The sequence below is a fragment of the Ferrimonas senticii DSM 18821 genome (genome assembly GCF_000422665.1).
GTDB lineage: Bacteria > Pseudomonadota > Gammaproteobacteria > Enterobacterales > Shewanellaceae > Ferrimonas > Ferrimonas senticii.
In genome coordinates this window covers 1-19,033 of record NZ_AUGM01000013.1, presented here as the reverse complement: position 1 = coordinate 19,033, position 19,033 = coordinate 1, and the positions used below count along the sequence as shown (strand labels likewise).

Below are 19,033 nucleotides of genomic sequence, written 5' to 3'. Positions count from 1 at the left end.
CAATGGTCTCTTCCAAAAACAAAAACGCACATACTGGACTGGCCAATATGTGCGCTTTAAGACTAGGGCGTGTTGACGTTTGGTGTTCAGAATTTGGTCGAGGATAGCGGCTGTCAATCGAGGATTGCGATTGAAGGCATAGTGGCTCTACGTCGAAATCGTGTGACGAAGAGTGACAGCTGCTAGCCCGACCCTGCAAGGCGTCCCTCAGGGACCACAGAACAGCAAAACGAACCGGCCAAGTTCAATTTGTTGCCAATCAAGGGCGCAAAAATATACGGCAAATGTCAACACGTCCTAATTTAAGCAGGATGTGTTAGCCAGCGAGTACGGCTCGAACCCGTGCCAGATCTTCTGGGGTATCTACCCCCGCTGGCGGTGCTTCATTGGCGACCGCAACGTGGATCTTCTCGCCTTGATAGAGCACTCGCAGTTGTTCCAGTGCTTCAATCTGCTCCAATGGGCTGACTGGCCAACTGACATAATCACGGATAAAACCGGCGCGATAACCGTAGATCCCGACGTGACGCAGCGCGCCTGCGCTAACGCCAAGGTCATTGGCAAAGCCGTCACGATCCCATGGAATGGCGGCGCGGGAAAAATAGAGGGCGTAGCCATTGCCATCGCAAACCACTTTAACCGCATTGGGATTGTGCATCTCTTCGCTGTCGTCAATGGCAACCGCCAGCGTCGACATCCGCGCCTGGCTGCCATTAAGGTTATCCGCCACTTGGCGAATGTTGGCGGCAGGAATAAGCGGCTCATCCCCTTGAACGTTAACCACAATGGTGTCATCGCTCAACTGCAGCAGTTGCACCACTTCGGCCAAACGCTCGGTGCCGGATTGATGATCTGGCGAGGTCATCACCACGTCGCAAAGACCATCGAGGGCATCCATAACACGCTGGTCATCGGTAGCCACAACCACCCGATCAGCACCGGATTGCAGTGCCCGCTCGGCAACATGCACCACCATCGGTTTGCCAGCGATGTCCGCCAGCGGTTTGCCCGGCAGTCGCGTCGAGGCATAACGCGCCGGGATCACCACCACAAAACTCATGCAGACTCGCTCTCCAGTGGCGTAGCGCGATCTTCCAGTAGCACTGGAATGCCCTCATCGATGCTGTACACCAGTCGATCGGCGCGGCAGATCAGGCGCTGACCGTCGCGATCGTATTCCAGCTTACCCTTACACACTGGGCACGCGATGATTTCCAACAGTTTGTGATCAAACGCCATGGAGTTTTTCCTTCAACAAAGTGATAAAACGGCTATCAAATCTGGCGCCCAAATTAGCACTGACCGGTAGGTAATACCAGTTAGCTAGGGCGAAGTCGCGACACTTAACCGCATCCTTTTCCGTCATCAGCAGTGCCTGCTGTGGCTTGGCTAATGGCGCCAACATATCAAGGCTATACGGCTGATGATCAGCAAAACCGTGGCTGGCGACGGGATTAAGACCAAGCTCGCTAATCGTGGCAAAAAATCGCGGTGGATGGCCAATGCCGGCCATCGCCACTAACTCGCCTTGGGGCGCAGCAGCACCGCTGCCGTCAACCCGCTGCCACGGGGCCGGTTCTAAGGTCATCAGAAACTCATCCGCTTGCGGTTCACCGCCATTGCAGATCAGCAAGTCGCACTGCTGTAGCCGAGAAACCGGCTCACGCAGTGGCCCCATCGGCAGTCGATGGCCGTTGCCAAAGCGGCGCTGACCATCAATCACCGCCACTTCGAGCGTGCGACCAAGACGATAGTGCTGCATGCCGTCGTCGCTGACGATGATATCGACCATGTCGGTCGCCAGCAGCAGTTCCGCTGCGGCGATGCGATCACTGCCGACCGCCAATGGCACGCCGCTACGCTGGGCCAACAACTTCGGCTCATCACCACACAGACGAGCATCGCTGTCGCCGTTAACCAACATCGGATGGGCGCTGTTGTCGCCACCGTAGCCGCGACTGATGATCCCGGGGCGATAGCCCTGCTGTCGGAGCAGTTCCACCAGATACAGCACCACCGGGGTTTTGCCATTGCCGCCAACGCTGATGTTGCCGACTACCACCACCGGTACCGGCAGCGTAATCGATGGCTTAATGCCGCTGGCAAACAGCCAGCGCCGCAAGCCGCTGATGGCGATAAACAGCCACTGTAGCGGCAGTAGCAGCCATAGCAATGGGTGCCCCTGCTGCCATGCTTTTTCTAGCCAGGATTGCACTATCAGTCCCCAAACTGCAGCGCGTGCAGTTGGGCATAGGCCCCTTGCTTATCCAGCAACTGTTGGTGAGTGCCGCGTTCGATGATCTCGCCGCCATCCAACACCACAATCTCATCGGCGTTTTCGATGGTCGACAGACGGTGCGCTACCACAATTGAGGTGCGACCTGCGGCTAAGGTATCCAGTGCCCGTTGGATCGCCCGCTCTGATTCGGTATCCAGTGCCGAGGTGGCTTCATCCAAAATCAGAATTGGCGCGTCACGCAAAATAGCGCGAGCAATGGCGATGCGCTGGCGTTGACCACCGGAAAGCATCACCCCATCTTCACCCACTAGGGTATCTAAGCCCTGCGGCAGTTGGTTGACGAACGGCATCACATACGCGGCTTCGGCCGCGGCGATGATCTGCTCACGGCTGACATTGTCACCACAGGCGTAGGCGATGTTGTTGGCGATGGTGTCGTTAAACAGGGTCACTTGCTGTGACACCAGCGCCATCTGCTGGCGCAGATTGGCCATGGTTAACTCGCGGATATCCATGCCATCAATGGTGATGCTGCCGCTGCCAATTTCATAAAAGCGCGGCAATAGGTTGGACAGCGTTGATTTACCAGAGCCAGAGCGTCCCACCAATGCCACGGTTTTGCCTGCCGGGATGTTAAGGTTGATCTGCTTTAACACCGGCCCTTCGGAACGCGGGTAGCTGAACGTCAGATCGGTAATGGCAATCTCACCACGGCAGTGTTCCAAGGTTTTCGAGCCCGTGTCAGCAGCTTCGGTTTGATCCAGCACCGCAAAGATGCTGTCGGCTGCCGCCACGCCGCGCTGCAGATCAGCGTTGACGCGGGTTAACTGCTTCACCGGCGCCAATAGGCCCATCATCGCACCGACAACCACCACGAATGACCCTGGGGTTAGGGTGTCCAACACCGCTGGGAAGCTGGCGATAAACAGCACCACGCCCAGCGCACAGGCACCTAAGATCTGGATGATCGGTTGGCTGATGGCGGTGGCCGCCGACAGTTTCATGTTTTGCTGACGGTTGATGTTACTGGCTTTGGTAAAGCGATCGCTTTCAATCTGTTGGCCACCAAAGGCGAGCACATTTTTGTGACCTTTGAGCATCTGCTCAGTGGTAGAGGTCACCCCACCCATCGCCCCTTGGATGTTTTTCGAGATCAATCGAAAACGCTTCGACACCAAATTGATCACCAGCGCGATAATTGGCCCAACCACAAAGAAGATGGCGGACAGCTGCCAGCTTTCATAAAACATGATGAACAGCAGGCCGAGTACGGTAAAACCAGAGCGCACCATGGTGATCAACGCCGTCGATGACGCCCGTGAGACTTGCTCAGCATCGTAGGTGACCTTAGAGATCAGATCGCCAGTGGAGGCATCATCAAAGAACGGAATGGGCAACTTCAGGTATTTATTGAATACCTGCTGGCGCATGGTGTGAATGACATTCTGACTGACCCAAGCCAAACAGTAAGTTGACATGAAGTTAGCAAAGCCGCGGATCACGAACAGGCCAATGATCACCAATGGCGCCATCCGCAGGGTGCTGGAATTGCTTTCAGCCAAACCGCTGTCGATCAACGGCTTAACCATGTAAATCATCGAAGCATCGACCACACCGTACAGCGCCATACCAAAGATGGCGGCGGCAAAGCCGGCTTTGTATTTGCTAATGTATGGCCACAGGCGGGCAAAGGTGGCGCGAAACTGGCCAGATTGGTCTGAACTCATGTCAGCCCTTGTTTGGGTACAAAGTGGATCATTCTACTGCGGCTTGAAAGATTTGACCAAACCTAGCGCGACCTATTGCTGGTTATACCACCAAGGTGCGCGATCTTGCCGCTGCCGCACGACTTGGATCTGACCATCAGCAAACAACCGCAACTGCACCTGACCGCTGTCGCCACTGCTGACAATTTGTGAGCCAACAGCCCGATAGCGAGCAACCACTTCCGCTTTAGGAAAGTGCCAGCGATTGTTGCGCCCGGCACTTACCAACAACCACTCAGGCGCAGTTCGACTGACAAAGGCGTCACTACTGGAGGTAGCCGAACCGTGGTGCGGCGCTAACATCACCGCAACTGGCCCTGCCAGTGTCGATGCCAGCCACGCTTGTTCACCGGCACGTTCGATATCCCCGGGCAGCAGCACCTTATGCTGGCTCGAGCTAATTAACAGCACACAAGAACCATCGTTGCCCGCCAGCGGCGCTTGCTGCCATGACAGTGATAACTCACCAAACTGGGTTGGCCCCTGCATGCACGACTCCCCGCCAAAACCGATATGCCGTCGCACCGGCAGTGCCTGTCTGATAGCGCGCACGCCGCCGGCGTGATCATTATCGCCATGGGTTATCAACAACAGCTCAAGCTGGGTAATATCGCGGGACTCAAGCAGTGGCACCAAGGTACTGGCGGCAAAACTGTAGCCACTGGCAAAGGCCGCCCCGGTATCCACCAGCAGATGCCGATGTTGATGGCTTAACAGCAGCGCACTGCCTTGACCGACATCGATCATATCCAGTTGCCACAACGGTTTCGGTTTAAGCCACAGCAGCCCTGCTGTGATCGCCACTACCGCTGCTGGCACCAATGCTGTTGCTCGGATTCGCCATCGTCGGCTAAGTCGACGCTGGCCACAGCAAACCATCAGCACCGCCAACAGCAGTAACAGCAACGACCAACTGGCGGCGCTGCTCAACTGGCCATGGCCCCAAGCCCAACTGCCAGCACGCTGCGCCACCCACGCAATCGGCAGCAGCGCCCAATCGGCCAACTGCAACAGCGCCGACGGCGCCCCCGCCAATACGGCCACTACGCACAGCAAACACAGCGGCAATGCCACCAGCGAAAAATAGGGCAACAGCAGCAGATTGGCCCACAGCCCATGGATACTGAATTGGTCAAACCACAACCCTTGCAGCAGGTTTACTGTCAGCGTCAACGCCATTTGCAGTAGCAGCAACCACAGCAACTTTTGCAGCCAAGCGCGTGGCTGAGGCCACACCCACGCTAGGGTAATGATGGTGATCACCGCACCGAAACTAAGCCAAAATCCGGCCGCTAACGACGCCATCGGTTGCAACAGCAATAGCACTGCCGCCACCCGCAGCAACAATTCCCACGGTTGCCCTGAAGCGGCGCGCCACAACAGCCACATCGCCAACAGCACCGTCACCGTCGCCCGCAACGTCGGCACAGCGAATCCCGCTGCCGCCCCATAAGCCGCAACGGCCGCCGCGGTCAGCCCCCACAGCAACGGTTGATAACGACCTGTAGCGCTGGGTAACCAGCGCCGCTGTGCCCACGTCGCTAGACTAAGAGTAAGCCCCGCGACGATCGACAGATGCAACCCCGATATCGCCAACAGGTGAATCAGCCCCGCTTGGCGTAGTTGTTGCCAACGCTGCGGCGTAACCAGACTGGTGTCGCCAAGACTGAGCGCGCGGATCATGTCCGCCCGGGGCAAATCAGCTGTCAACGCAGCTAAACGTTGGCGTAAATCGGCTTGCGATAACGCCGAGGTGAATAAATTTTCAGCAATCAATTGGCCACCGCGAACAGAACCGTAAGCAGTTATGTTTTTTGCTAAACGATGCCGCGTTAAGTTAAACCCAATGCGATTTAACCGGCTCCGGTCAGGTTTGATAACTACCTCAAGCAGATAGGATTTTCCTATCTGCAATGGCGGTGGCCGATACCAGCCCAATTCCACCTGCTTAGCGGCGAGCAACGGCGCATCTTCGCCATTTGCAGACTCGACCAACCACCGACTGCGCTGGTATAGTGCGGCGCCGGATTGAACCGAAACCAAGGTTGCTTGTAATTGCTGCGGCCCCTGCGATAACCAGCGTAACTCGCCATGTAAACGGTGGGCCATGAGCTGGCCAAACAGCCCGCCTAAAAGCAAACCAAGCAGCAACGGATGACGTTTCAGTAATACCGCCACCATGGAACCGGCGGCAAGTAATGGGAGTGGCAGCAACGCCGGCCAGATCACCACTGTGGCCAGTATCAGCACCCACCCTAGTAATAATCGATTGACCATGGGTTAGCGTTTTCGCAATGCCAAGAAGAACCTTTAAACGGATCATGCCGGATCCGGAGATGCTGCGGCAGCACAAGTATCTGAAGATGCTTGGGCCTTGGATGCAACAAGCCAACATCTGGCACCTGAACCGCCGCTCCGCCGCTGGGGCATTAGCGATGGGCATTTTGGTCTGTTGGATCCCGATCCCATTTCAGATGGTACTGGCTGCGGTGGTCGCCATCGTCTGCGGCGTCAACTTACCACTGACCGTTGCCACCGTCTGGGTATCCAATCCGGTCACCATGCCAGTGATGTTTTACGGCGCTTACCTGCTGGGCACCAAGCTACTAGGTTGGCAACGGACTGAGTTCCACTTTGAGCTCAGTTGGACTTGGCTAAGCGAAAGTTTGCATTCCGTTGGCTTCCCGATGTTGGTCGGTTGCGGGGTGATGGGCGTGATTAGTGCGATTCTAACGTATTTAGTAATCAACAGCCTGTGGCGCTACGGCGTGCTGTTCCATTGGAAAAAGCGCAAGCGCCTACGCGCCGAACGGATGCCCAAATACTAATACAAGAGCGCTGATACAAGAGCACTGATGCAAAAACACTGAATCGAACATCTATAAAAAAACGGCAACCTCAGGGTTGCCGTTTTTTGTTGTTAGCGCCGCAGTTACAGCTTGCTAAACAGGTAGCGGTTGCCGATGTTATCCACCATCAGTAGCTGCTCGGCAGCGGTTAACTGCAGCGACTGATTGTTGCGCAGCGACAGCATAAAGTTTGCTTCCATCTGCGCCAGCTCTGGCTCGGCGCACATCTTCATGGTCACCATAAAGCCATTGGCATCAATGCTGAAGTTGCGCTTGGCGCTATCCAGTTTGACCGAGGTGCCGTAATTATTACAGGCTGCCACCCCGCCAACTCGCAGATCGAATTTCGGATTATCGCTGGCGCTAAATCCCATCGATACTGGCATGTTGGCGTCGATGTCATTGCCATTAAACTGCACCAATTGCCAATTGGTATCTTTAAGCATGGCAGCAGTCGCCGCCATCATTACAGGTTGTTGCACTTGCTTTGCTTCCTCAGTGCTGGCCACATCCGGAGTCTGCTGACAGCCGCTGATTACCGCTGCCATCAACAGCGCCGCTACTACTCGTGTTTGTTTCATCTGTTCATCCAACCGTGTTGAGTTGCCCAAGATAATAAAACGCTTACCACGCTTCGCCAACTGGCAGTTGAGACTGCCGCCGGTCACGACGACAGCCTTAATGTGCTGGATGCGGCAAGTAGCTTCCGCGTCGATAAGCTTAGTCTTGCTGCAGTTGCTGGCGATACTCCTCGATAAACTTATCTAAGAAGCCATCAGGATCGTCGGCACCAACTTGCCACTGATCAAGATCGACGTTATTAAGGATCAGCGCGTCGTCCCCATCAAGATTAACGACGATATCGACGTTGCCGTCATCATCCTCTGGCGAAATAGCAAACTGCGCATTTTGCAGAAGATCATCCAGTGCTTGTTGCTGCTCGGGATTTTGCAAAATATCACCTAAATCGAGCGGCTCAGGCTCTGCGGCCGGTGCTGGCGCCGCCTCGCTATCGGCCGCTTCATCATCGTCATCAGCCAACATCAAACCCGCATCAAACGCATCGTCATCGGCGCTGTTGTCAACACTGACGTCGATAGTCGTGCTACTGCTTACCGCCGCATCGCCAATGCTCGACACGGCGCTAACAGACAGTGGATAGTCGCCATCACTGGCACCAACCCATTGCAATCCATCGAGCTCGGTTGGCATCAACAACAGATCGCCATTGGCTTGCAGTGTGCCAACCGGATTGCCATCGCCATCTTGCAACTGACCCGAACTGATGCCGCTGATCACCACACTAAGCTCTTCGACCGCGGGATTGACCACCGCTGCGGTGATAGCCAGCGCAATCGCGGCGCCACCGGTTACCGAGGTCGGCGCCGACAGTTGCGGCAGATCCGGGGTCGGTAAAATAGCCAGCGGAATGCTGGTGGTGACTGCAGTCCCGGTGCTTTGTGGCAAACTGCCACTGCGATCAATGGCGCTGGCGCTGATATTTAGATTGCCCTCACCAAAGCCATCGCCACTGTTAAACGAAATGCTTTGCAGCAGTTGGTTGTCAACCGCGCCAGCCACTTCAACTTCTACTTGCCAGATGCCATTAACCAAGGTCAGCGGATACTCGGTTCCGGCCACGATGATCGCCGGCGGTTTACCATCGCCACCCGCAAGCGTACTGTCGGAGCTGGGATCCAAGCTAAATTGCAGCAGCACCGCTTCGGCCTGATCAACCGCATCGCTGAAGTTGTCGCTGGTGTCCAGATCGAAATCGACGGCCACGGTTTGCCCTTCACTGCCGCTGATTTCGCTGGCCACTTCTAGTGCAATGTCATCGGCAACCGGGTTGATATTGAGCATAAAGTTCAAGGTGTCTTCGGCGAATTCGGCGACCTCGTCATCACTACTGATGGCACGCAGCGTCAATTGGTATTCGCCAGAGGTATCGGCCGGTGGCAGATAATCGATGCTTGGCAGGCTGCCATCGGGATTTAGCAACTCGACGGGGATCTGCCACACGCCATCACCGTTGTAGGGTAAAGGCTCGCCATTGATCGACAGGAAGCTGCCCTCTGGCACCCCTTCAAGTAGCAGCGACATGGTCTCATCGGCATCATTGAGCACAGCACTGATGCCAGCAATGCTAAAGGGGTTGTCCTCATCGCCACTGACATCATTGGCATTTAGATCAACCCGATTATTAATCGGTGCCACAAACACCGACAACGGTTGGCTTTGCACCCGCTGATCGCTGCCAAGGTTGTTGCTATCGACGCTGGTGACCTCAACGCCAATGGCCAACTGATGGGTTAGCCCCGGCTCGCTGTAGAACTCAATACTGTCGATACGCCCTTGCCACTGGGCATCGGTTTCCCCATTTTGGCGGGTCAGCTGATAACCATCGGCGGTCAACTGTAAGCCGTCGCCAAACAAGGTCACTCCGGTTTGTGGAGTTAACAGCACCGAAGTGACGGTTTCTGAGCCATCGCCATCACGAGGCGTCAGTGATAACCCCAATGGGAATCGCTCATTATCGTCACTGTCGGCGGTTTCGATGCCCTCGCCGTTTAGCGCGATATTTACGCCATCAGCGACCGCCGCAATCTCAACGGTTAATTCGGTGGTCGGCAAGTTGCCGTCATCATCCAGGTAGGTATCACCACTGGCGGGATCAGTAATGATCACCGTCAATGGTATGGTGAAGCTGCCAGAATCGTTATTCGCCAGAGCCAGACTGACGCTGTCGAGGTCGGCCTCTTGGATGATGTATGCCACTACGTTGCCATCGTTATCCCAAACTTCGGTGACGTTACCGTTAAGGCGAGCACCACTGGGCAGATCGCTAACATCAACGCGGAAACTGACGGAATCGTTATCGTCACCGTAAACGCTGGCATCGGTCAGCCCTTGCCAACTGGCCGCATCGGGGTTGCCATCGCGGTCTCGACCATCTTCAGAGCCAGTGACGATATCGGTAAACAGTTCGCCATTAACGCCGCCAACTATCCCGTCGCCGTCGTTATTGCCATCACCGTTATCACCGCCGCCATTATCACCACCATCACCGCCGTTGTTCACCGGCACGGTATTGCTAAGGCTCACAGTAAAGTCAACTTGGCGGGCTTCAACGTCCCCCAGATCGCTTATCAGTGCCACCACTCTGATGCTGAAATCACCATCGTCATGGCCTTGTAACAGCACCCCAGCGAGGCTGTCTTGATTAAGCAGCCACACCCCATTGCCAATGTTGGTTCCTATCGGTGTGCCATTGCTATCGCGCAACGACCATTGGCTGCCTTGCGGCAATTCGATGCGGTAGCTGTCGACCTGCTCGGAGCCATCAACATCGGTACTGACAAATCCAATCAGATCGCCAAGGCGCAACACCCCGCCGTCGCTAACCACGGTTTGATCTGGACCAACCAGACCGGTGGCCTCGTCGCCTTGGCCATCTTCAAACAAGCTATCGCCATCCACTTCGCCGCGCCAACTGACCGCCACGGTGACGTTAATCGGGGTGCTAGCGATGGTTTCTAGGCCATTTTGCTGATCGGCCACGGTAACCGCCAAACTAACGTTGGTGCCAGACACCGGTGGCGGTGCATCGGCATCAATCGTCCAGTTGCCGTTCTCCTCGGTTGCTGGCACCAAGATCAGATCGCCACTGTCTAGCAGCGCATTAACGCTGGCGCTGTCACCGCCAGTTAACTGTTGCAACGAGCCAATCGACTGATAAAACTGGCCTTGATAGAGGATGGCAAATCCAGCCGGAGCGGTAATCGCAACATCTTCAATCCGTTCACTGCCATCGATGTCTTTCAGCCAGTTGCCACGACGAATGCTGGCACCGCCAGAGCGGTAATCGCCAACGTCATCCACCTCGACCTCAACGCCACTGGCGGAGCCATTGCTATCAACACTGTCGACCACCGGCTTGAGCGTCCAAATCAGTGGTTTCTGGTAATCGGCACTGGCACCATCAAGCTCGGTGATAGTGGCCGCAATCAACAGCTCAACCTCACCGGCGTAATCGCTTGGCGGGGTGATCTGATAGGTGCCATTGGCCATCTCATCGGCGGAGATCTGATAGATCGGAATGGTCTGCATCTGACCATTAATTTCGACCTCTTCAAACCCGGCCAGTGTTGGCGGATTACCGCTGCTATCGGCGATCACAAAGCCAGGTGGCAGATGCCGCAACAGGTAGTTAAGTACCTCTGAACCGTCATCGTCCGTGGACATCAGCGCCAGATTAACCGTCAGCGCTTGATCTTCATTGCCATCGTAGAGGATCCGGCCGGTTGGCTCACCTTGGTTGTTACGTTCATTACTAAAGCCGTTGACCTCATCCAGCATCGGCGCATCTACGACGCCACGGATATTGAAATTGAGGAACAGCGTCTCGGCACTGGTGGCTTCAAATTCCGCCGGTTCTGGCGCTAGACCATCTTGGGTGATCTCTTGGCTAATAGCGGTAAATTGCAAGCGTACATCGTCAAAGTTGGCCGAACTGCGATCCTCGGCGGGGCGATAGGCCACATCCGCCAACACATCTTCGCGAATGATAAAACCAGTGCCATCCCAGCTGATGCCATCTGGCAATGGATCGCCATTTTGTTGAAGCTCGGTGAGCGACACCCATTGACCTTGGTCGTTGTAAAATATCACCCCATTGCTGCCGTCAGTGGCTACCTCTTCGACCCTTAGGTAGGTCACCTCATTCTCATCGGGGCTGGCAAATTTTAGATAGCGGCCGAAACTGACAAACTCATCTTCATTGATTTTGATGCGACGATTGCGAACGCCAGCACCGGCAACGGCAAATTCCAGCGTTGGGGTATCGACGACCGGCTGTACATTTAGGGTGATGTCCGCTGGCAGTTCCCGACTGCGCAAATCCACTTGGTCATCGCTGCCCTGCTCGGTGGCGATGGCGGTGATACCGATGGTGAACTGACCGGCATCGTGCTCGTCCGGTTTAACCCGAACCCGTTCGGCCTGCGCTTGGGTTAGCTCGGTGCCAACGGCAATCGGGTTGCCATTAAGGTACAAGGTGACACCAGCGGGGATGCTATCGATTCGATAACTCAAGGTTTCCGAGCCATCGGCGTCATTGGTGATGGCGTAGATGCCATCGGGGTTGCTGGCACTCATAAACAGCCGCTCCCCAAAACCTGCTGGATCCTCTTTTATGGTCAGATCGCGATCCAGCCAAGTGATCTGATCAGCCTGTGCCAATACTGAAATATCCAGCGTATCGGTCAAGGTGGTGCTGCCATCAACGCTGGAGCTGACATCGACACTGACCCCCAGCTGAAGTGCACCGCCGCTGTTGTCAGCGTAATCGGCCGTCGGCACAAAGGTGAGCCCGGCGACGCTAACGATGGTCTGACCATTGCTGACGGTAATCACGGTGGCGGCAACGGGGATCTGCACCTGGTTATCAGCGTTGATCGCTAAGGCGGAGCCGTTAAGATACAGCTCACCAGCGGCGGCCGCCGGAGCATCAATCAACAAGTTACTGATCACTTCGTTTTGATCGACATCGCCAAGGTTTACTTCGACCATTAACGGGATATTGGCAGCATCTTCAAGCCCTTGTCCGCCAACGGCGGTCAGCACCGGGGCATCATCGGCGACACTGAAGCTGGCAGTTGCCCAATCGCTGTCGTTATCGCCATCAAGCACCCGATAGTCGAACGAATCAACCAAAGTTGCAGCACTGCTGTGATCCAGTCCCGCCGCGGCTGTGAAGCTCCAACTGCCGTCGCTGTTAACGGTGACACTGCCAAGATCGGTACTGATGGTCACGGCGCCATTAACCAGCGGGTACTCGCTATTTTGATAACGTACGGTAGTGATGTTGGCGCGATCGGCGTCGGCACCAAGTTGATCGTTGCTCAATAAGCCATTGCCCGCATCGGCTGCTACGGTTTCGCCCTCGCCGACGCTACCGTTGCTATACAGCAGATCGTTGCTGGCGCTAATGTCACTATCAATAATGGTGATCTGCGGCGTGATGGTGGCACTGTCGCCGTCTGAATCGGCCAAAATGATCGGCAAACCAAAACTTAGTGAGCTGTCATTGCCCGGCTGGATATGTTCTAGATTGTCGCGCAGTTGCACCGAATATGAACCGATATCAGCAACGGTTATCACCATCACAATTTCACTGCCACCACTGCCATCCGGGCGGGTGACATGGTATTCACCATTCACCAACGCCACCGTCAACGGCCGCCCGTCACTGGTAAAGTTATCCATGCTGGCTTGCAAGGCGACGGTGTCTACTGAAAATTCCGCCTGATCTGAACCACGGTTAATAATCAGCGTGCCAGCGGTATTAGCGACACTGCCGCGATTGACCTCGGCAAGCGCACCGGCGGCGACATCAATGCCATCAATGGTGGGATCGTTACCGTCCAATATCGTTAAGCTGACATTGGCACTGGTGGTGTCGCCGTCAGCATCTTCGGCCACTACCGGCAAATTGATGGTCAGCGAATTGGTATCGGTCGGCTGATCAACAAAGCTGTGCCAGGTAATTTGATAAGGCACCTGCACGGTCGTATTGGCGGCAACCTCAAAATTACTGTCGAGCGCCAGTGGCGATTCAAGGGTAAACACCAAGGTATCTTGGTTAGCGCCGTCCATGCTCCACGCCTGCCACGTGCCGTTCACCAAAAACAGTTGAATCGGTTGCTGGGCATGGGTAACCCCAGCCAACACCTGTTCATCAGTAAAATCAAAATAGACGTTGCTGACCGGATCGGAATCGGTCACTAAGGTGATGCTACCAAGGTTATTCAGTTGCCCAGCGGTGGTGCTGTTGATCTGCTGAGCCGGATCGCCAAGATTGTGTTCGGTCAGTTGATGCACATTGCCGCTGAGGCTAAAGCTGGCGTTATCGCCATCGATAAAGTCAACGGTGATGCCACCAGACTTGGTATCGCCATCAACGTCGGTCACCTTAATTTTAAAGGTGGCGGTTTTGCTAACGTCTTGGTCAATCGGTGCATACTGGGTAACGGTGTAACTAACGTCGCTGTCTGTCGCCGCGCTTGGGGTGCTATTCAGTTCAACTTTTAACACCAACTGATTACCAACCTTACCCAGCAAGGTTCTGCCACTGCTGTCGGTCGGGTCGACACTGTAAACGATGGCCTCACCATTACTGGTCAGTGCGGTGTGGCCGCTGCCTTTAAACATCAAAGTGCTGCCATCGATCTCATCGCTGTTGACCTTAATCTTAACCACGCCATCAGCGCTGATGCTGGCTTGTGATGCCAGCAAGTCCTCATTCAGCATCGGCTTAGTCACCATCGAGATCCCCGGCTTACTGCCATCTTTGATGGTGGTGGTAACGGTTACCGGGTTTTGCAGTGGATCGCCATCGCTGTCCTGAACCTGCAACGGCACTTGGATTACGATATTACCGCCGCCAATGCTGACCACCCCAGCGGTACTGTCGTTGGCTTTAATGTGATCCAGCGGTGCATACAGGGTGGTATCCGCCTGCACCGTCGGTTGGCCGTTAACCATGCTAATGCTGTAATCAAGGGTCAACACCAGCTCGCCAGTGGCCTGATTACGCAAGGTGATGGAACTGCCACTGATCACCGACGATAAGCCCGTGCCATCGGTTTTCAATTCAGAGATTAACTCTAGCGCCAACGTGGTTGTATCAATCGCCAAGCCAAAACTGCTGAGATTGAGCTGGTCACTGCCGACATCATTGAGCGCCACGGTACTGGATACCGATTTCGGGTAGGTGCTGGCACCACTGTTATTGGCGAGATCCCCTTCGGTAACTGATTGATTGATGGTTTCGCCGCCTGGTCGCACTGCGCCATCGGTTACTGACAAGGTCACGTCGACCCAACCGCTGACGTCCTCATCGCCATCGGTAAGTCGATACTCAAATGGGATCACCACAGGCGCATCATTGGGATGCGATTGATTGGCTGGCGCGTCTAAGCTCCAACTGCCATTGGGGTTGATGGTGAGCTCGCCAGCGCGGGTTTGAATCACGATTGGGACACTACTAACCGCAATTTCCACAACGCCTGTTTGCGGCACAGTCAGTAAGCTGCCATCGATGCGCACCGCACTGACGCTGGCACCATCGGTGCCGACATTGTCGTTGGTTAGCAGATTACCGCTGCCAACGGTGCCCTCAACCATGGTACCGCTGTCATCTTGCGGCAGTGGCTCGGCGTCGGTAACTACCACGCTGGTGGTTTGACTAACACCATCGTTATCTTGATCGTTAGCGGTTACCACTATCGGCAGCGCAATGCTCTGGACATCAAGGTGGTCCAGTCCTTGAAGTGAGGTGGCAGCAAGGATCAGTGACCAGTTGCCATCGTTGTCGCTACTGATGGCACTGATATCAAGTTGTAGCACCGGTTCACCTAGCTCGTTACTGATGACTAGCTGGGTGCCCGCGGGGTTAAGGCTTAGGTTATTAAGATCCAACGCCGATCCTTTACTGGTGGGCAGATCAGCACCGAACAATTGGCTAATGGCACTGGCAGTGGCAACTGCATCCAACTTGACTGAGGTGATCGGATCGCTGCCACGCTCAAACTGCAGTTGCTGAGTAATTTGACTAAGCCCGGTGGACTCGGCCACCACCACTGAACCGTCAACACCGGCGCTGGTGGGAACGGCGCCATCAGCAATGCCTTGGTTTAGATTCACTGTCACGGGGTCATCATCACCATCGCGAGCGCTGATGGTGATCTGTTCACTTAACAACTCTACAACGCCATGATCGATGTCGCTGTCAGCCTCAAACCGATAGCTGCCGTCACTTTTGATAAACACCGTGCCGTACTGGCTATCAATGGCGTGATAGCCAAAGTTGGCATCGCTGATATCGGTAATAAAGTTGCTGGCATCAAGCGCCACGCCATTGACCGAGGTAACGCGCCCCCCATCAAGGGCAAAATCGGCGTTTTCGAACACGTTAACCTCAGTGCCAATTTGCCCCTCGGTGACGGTCGCCAAGGTCAACGCAGGCAAATTGGGTTCGCCATCAACAACGGTAATGGTCACCGCAGCAGTGGTGCTGTCGTTGTCGCTATCACCAATGCCAACCACCACCGGCAGATCTAGCGCGCTATCGTCATGATCAAAGCCGGCCAGCAATTGCACTGAAATAGGTACGGTGACATCGCCATTAACATCGCTATTGGCAAGCCCCAAACTGATGGTCATCAACGCATTGCCGTTGACATCAAACAAGGTCATCACGCCACCATTAATGGTGGTCGCATCGGCATCCACGGCACCACTGATGGCATCCAAGTCGGCGTTTTCCAACGCCGCAATGGTGGCCGCCAAGTCAAAACCAATCGTGCTGAGATCCAGTTGATCGGAACCGCGCTGAAAGCGGACACTGCCACTATCAGTGAGGTTGCCATCCTCATCGACACTTAAGCCAACGGCAGCGGCGGTTGGTGCGGCACCATCGATAATGGTCAGATTAAGGTTGGCATTAGAGGGATCACCATCAAAATCCTCAACGGTAAAGGGCACATCAAAGACGATGTTACTCTCCGGATCGCCGTGATCAAGGTTGTCATCAGCAACGAAGATGTACTCACCGGTCGGTTTGACATACAGAGTGCCGTTATCAACGTCGACCTCGATGTAACCATCAAACGCACCGCCACTAATGGCGGTTTGAGTCGATAGATCCACACCATTAACCACGGTGACACCACCAGCCGCCGCAGCGCCATCGGCACCGAACTGGGTGTTATCAAGCAAGTTGCCCGCAACCTGTGCGCCACCTTCCGCTTCAGTGACTTGATTGCTGACGCCAGCGGCGGTTGGGGTGGTGTCGGCGACATTGACCGTTACTTGGCCGCTAACCGGATCGTTGTCGCTGTCTTGGCCCTTGATGAAGATTGGCAGACTAAGGCTGGCATTGTTGCCTGAACCGAGATGGTCGAGCGGTGCCAGCGGGTTTACTGTGACCGGGAAGCTCAAATCGCCATTAGTTTCGGTTGGCAAGCCGAGTATCACCTCCAGCACTGGGTTATCGTTACCATCAAGAATGGTCAGGGTGCTGCCCTGCAAAGTGAAGTTACTGCCATCGACAGCCACCCCAGCGGAGGTGAGATTGAGCGCCGCAATCGCACTGCTGATGGCATCGGTATCAAAGCCAAAGCTGGCGGGATCTAACTGATCGGAGCCACGCTCGACGACTAAGTTAACTTGATCATCACTGCCATCGTCCGAGACATCCACGCTGACGGTAGCAGCGGTTGGTGCAGCGCCATCAACGATGGTCAGATTGAGGTTGGCATTAGAGGGATCGCCATCAAAGTCTTCAACGGTGAACGGCACATCAAAGACGATGTCGGCTTCCGGATCTTGAACCGTGCCAGCGCCATGGTCGAGGTTGTCATCGGCAACGAAGATGTACTCGCCGGTTGGTTTGACGTACAGAGTGCCGTTATCAACAGCAACCTCGATATAACCATCAAACGCACCGCCACTAATGGCGGTTTGAGTCGATAGATCCACACCGTTAACCACGCTGACACCACCAGCCGCCGCAGCGCCATCGGCGCCGAACTGGGTGTTATCAAGCAAGTTGCCCGCAACCTGTGCACCACCCTCCACTTCAGTGACTTGATTGCTAACGCCAGCGGCGGTTGGGCTGGTATCGGCAACATTGACGGTCACTTGCCCCGATACCGGATCGTTATCGCTGTCTTTGCCCTTAATGAAGATTGGCAAGCTAAGGCTGGCATCGTTGCCTGCGCCAAGATGGTCGAGCGGTGCCAGTGGATTAACGGTAACCGGGAAGCTCAAATCGCCATTGGTTTCGGTTGGCAAGCCGAGTATCACCTCCAGCACTGGGTTATCGTGACCATCAAGAATGGTCAGGGTGCTGCCCTGCAAAGTGAAGTTACTGCCATCGACTGCAACCCCGCCGGAGGTCAGATTGAGCGCCGCAATCGCACTGCTGATGGTATCGGTATCAAAACCAAAGCTGGCGGGATCTAACTGATCGGAGCCGCGCTCCACCACTAGATTAACTTGGTCGCTACTGCCATCGTCCGAGACATCCACGCTGACGGTGGCAGCGGTTGCCGCGGCGCCATCAACGATGATCAGATTGAGGTTGGCATCTGAAGGGTCGCCATCAAAGTCTTCAACGGTAAAGGGCACATCAAAAACGATGTTACTCTCCGGATCGCCGTGGTCGAGGTTGTCATCGGCAACGAAGATGTACTCGCCGGTTGGTTTGACATACAGAGTGCCGTTATCAACAGCAACCTCGATATAGCCATCAAACGCGCCGCCACTAATGGCGGTTTGAGTCGATAGATCCACACCGTTAACCACGGTGACACCACCAGTCGCCGCAGCGCCATCGGCGCCGAACTGGGTGTTATCGAGCAAGTTGCCACTCACTTGCGCGCCGCCCTCCGCTTCGGTGACTTGATTACTGACGCCAGCGGCGGTTGGGGTGGTGTCGGCGACATTGACCGTCACTTGGCCGGAAACCGGATCGTTATCGCTGTCTTTACCCTTGATGAAGATTGGCAGGCTAAGGCTGGCATCGTTGCCTGCGCCAAGATGGTCGAGTGGTGCCAGGGGGTTAACGGTAACGGGGAAACTCAAATCACCGTTGTTGTCCGTGGGGCTGCCCAAAGTGACGCTTAGAACCGGATTGTTATTGGCATCAAATACGGTCAGAACCCCATTGGTCACCGACAAGTTACTGCCATCGACCGCAACGCCAGTGGAGGTCAGATTCAACGCCGCAATCGCGCTGGTGATGGCATCGGTATCAAAACCAAAACTGGCGGGATCTAACTGATCGGAGCCGCGCTCCACCACTAGATTAACCTGGTCGCTACTGCCATCGTCCGAGACATCCACGCTGACGGTCGCGGCGGTTGGTGCAGCGCCATCAACGATGGTCAGATTGAGGTTGGCATCAGCAGGATCGCCGTCAAAATCCTCGACGGTAAAGGGCACATCAAAAACGATGTTACTCTCCGGATCGCCGTGGTCGAGGTTGTCATCGGCAACGAAGATGTACTCACCGGTCGGTTTGACATACAGAGTGCCGTTATCAACAGCAACCTCGATGTAGCCGTCAAACTCTCCACCCAATACCTGCGGTTGTTGCGCCAGCTGCACGCCGT

The 19,033-nt window shown here is 55.2% G+C and carries 8 protein-coding genes; 1 reads left to right on the top strand and 7 read right to left on the bottom strand.

Annotated elements, in window-relative coordinates:
- Positions 1 to 316 precede the first annotated feature (316 nt).
- From kdsB to G506_RS0109310, 5 genes are all read right to left on the bottom strand, one after another.
- Entirely contained in the window at positions 317 to 1,060 is a 744-nt protein-coding gene (gene kdsB, locus G506_RS0109330; protein ID WP_028116635.1) for a 3-deoxy-manno-octulosonate cytidylyltransferase, read from the bottom strand.
- Positions 1,057 to 1,239, bottom strand: coding sequence for a Trm112 family protein (locus tag G506_RS0109325; protein ID WP_028116634.1), 183 nt, complete (start codon positions 1,237 to 1,239; stop codon positions 1,057 to 1,059). The genes kdsB and G506_RS0109325 overlap by 4 nt, the downstream gene beginning before the upstream one ends.
- Positions 1,229 to 2,215 carry a tetraacyldisaccharide 4'-kinase gene (gene lpxK / locus G506_RS0109320; RefSeq protein WP_028116633.1) on the bottom strand — a complete coding sequence of 329 codons (987 nt, stop codon included), beginning with the start codon at positions 2,213 to 2,215 and terminating at the stop codon, positions 1,229 to 1,231. The genes G506_RS0109325 and lpxK overlap by 11 nt, the downstream gene beginning before the upstream one ends.
- 2 nt (positions 2,216 to 2,217) lie before the next feature.
- Complete coding sequence (msbA, locus tag G506_RS0109315) at positions 2,218 to 3,966, bottom strand: lipid A export permease/ATP-binding protein MsbA (protein WP_028116632.1); 1,749 nt, start codon at positions 3,964 to 3,966, stop codon at positions 2,218 to 2,220.
- 72 nt (positions 3,967 to 4,038) lie between these two features.
- On the bottom strand, positions 4,039 to 6,282 hold the full coding sequence (locus G506_RS0109310; RefSeq protein WP_028116631.1) for a DNA internalization-related competence protein ComEC/Rec2: 2,244 nt from the start codon (positions 6,280 to 6,282) through the stop codon (positions 4,039 to 4,041).
- Positions 6,283 to 6,299: 17 nt separating this feature from the next.
- Here G506_RS0109310 and G506_RS0109305 point away from each other — a divergent pair, with 17 nt between their 5' ends.
- On the top strand, positions 6,300 to 6,833 hold the full coding sequence (locus G506_RS0109305) for a DUF2062 domain-containing protein (protein WP_028116630.1): 534 nt from the start codon (positions 6,300 to 6,302) through the stop codon (positions 6,831 to 6,833).
- Positions 6,834 to 6,937: 104 nt separating this feature from the next.
- Here G506_RS0109305 and G506_RS0109300 read toward each other — a convergent pair whose 3' ends face one another.
- Positions 6,938 to 7,435, bottom strand: coding sequence for an META domain-containing protein (locus G506_RS0109300; protein ID WP_156904859.1), 498 nt, complete (start codon positions 7,433 to 7,435; stop codon positions 6,938 to 6,940).
- A gap of 139 nt (positions 7,436 to 7,574) precedes the next feature.
- Complete coding sequence (locus G506_RS0109295) at positions 7,575 to 19,001, bottom strand: beta strand repeat-containing protein (protein ID WP_205619494.1); 11,427 nt, start codon at positions 18,999 to 19,001, stop codon at positions 7,575 to 7,577.
- Between the last annotated feature and the right edge of the window lie 32 nt (positions 19,002 to 19,033).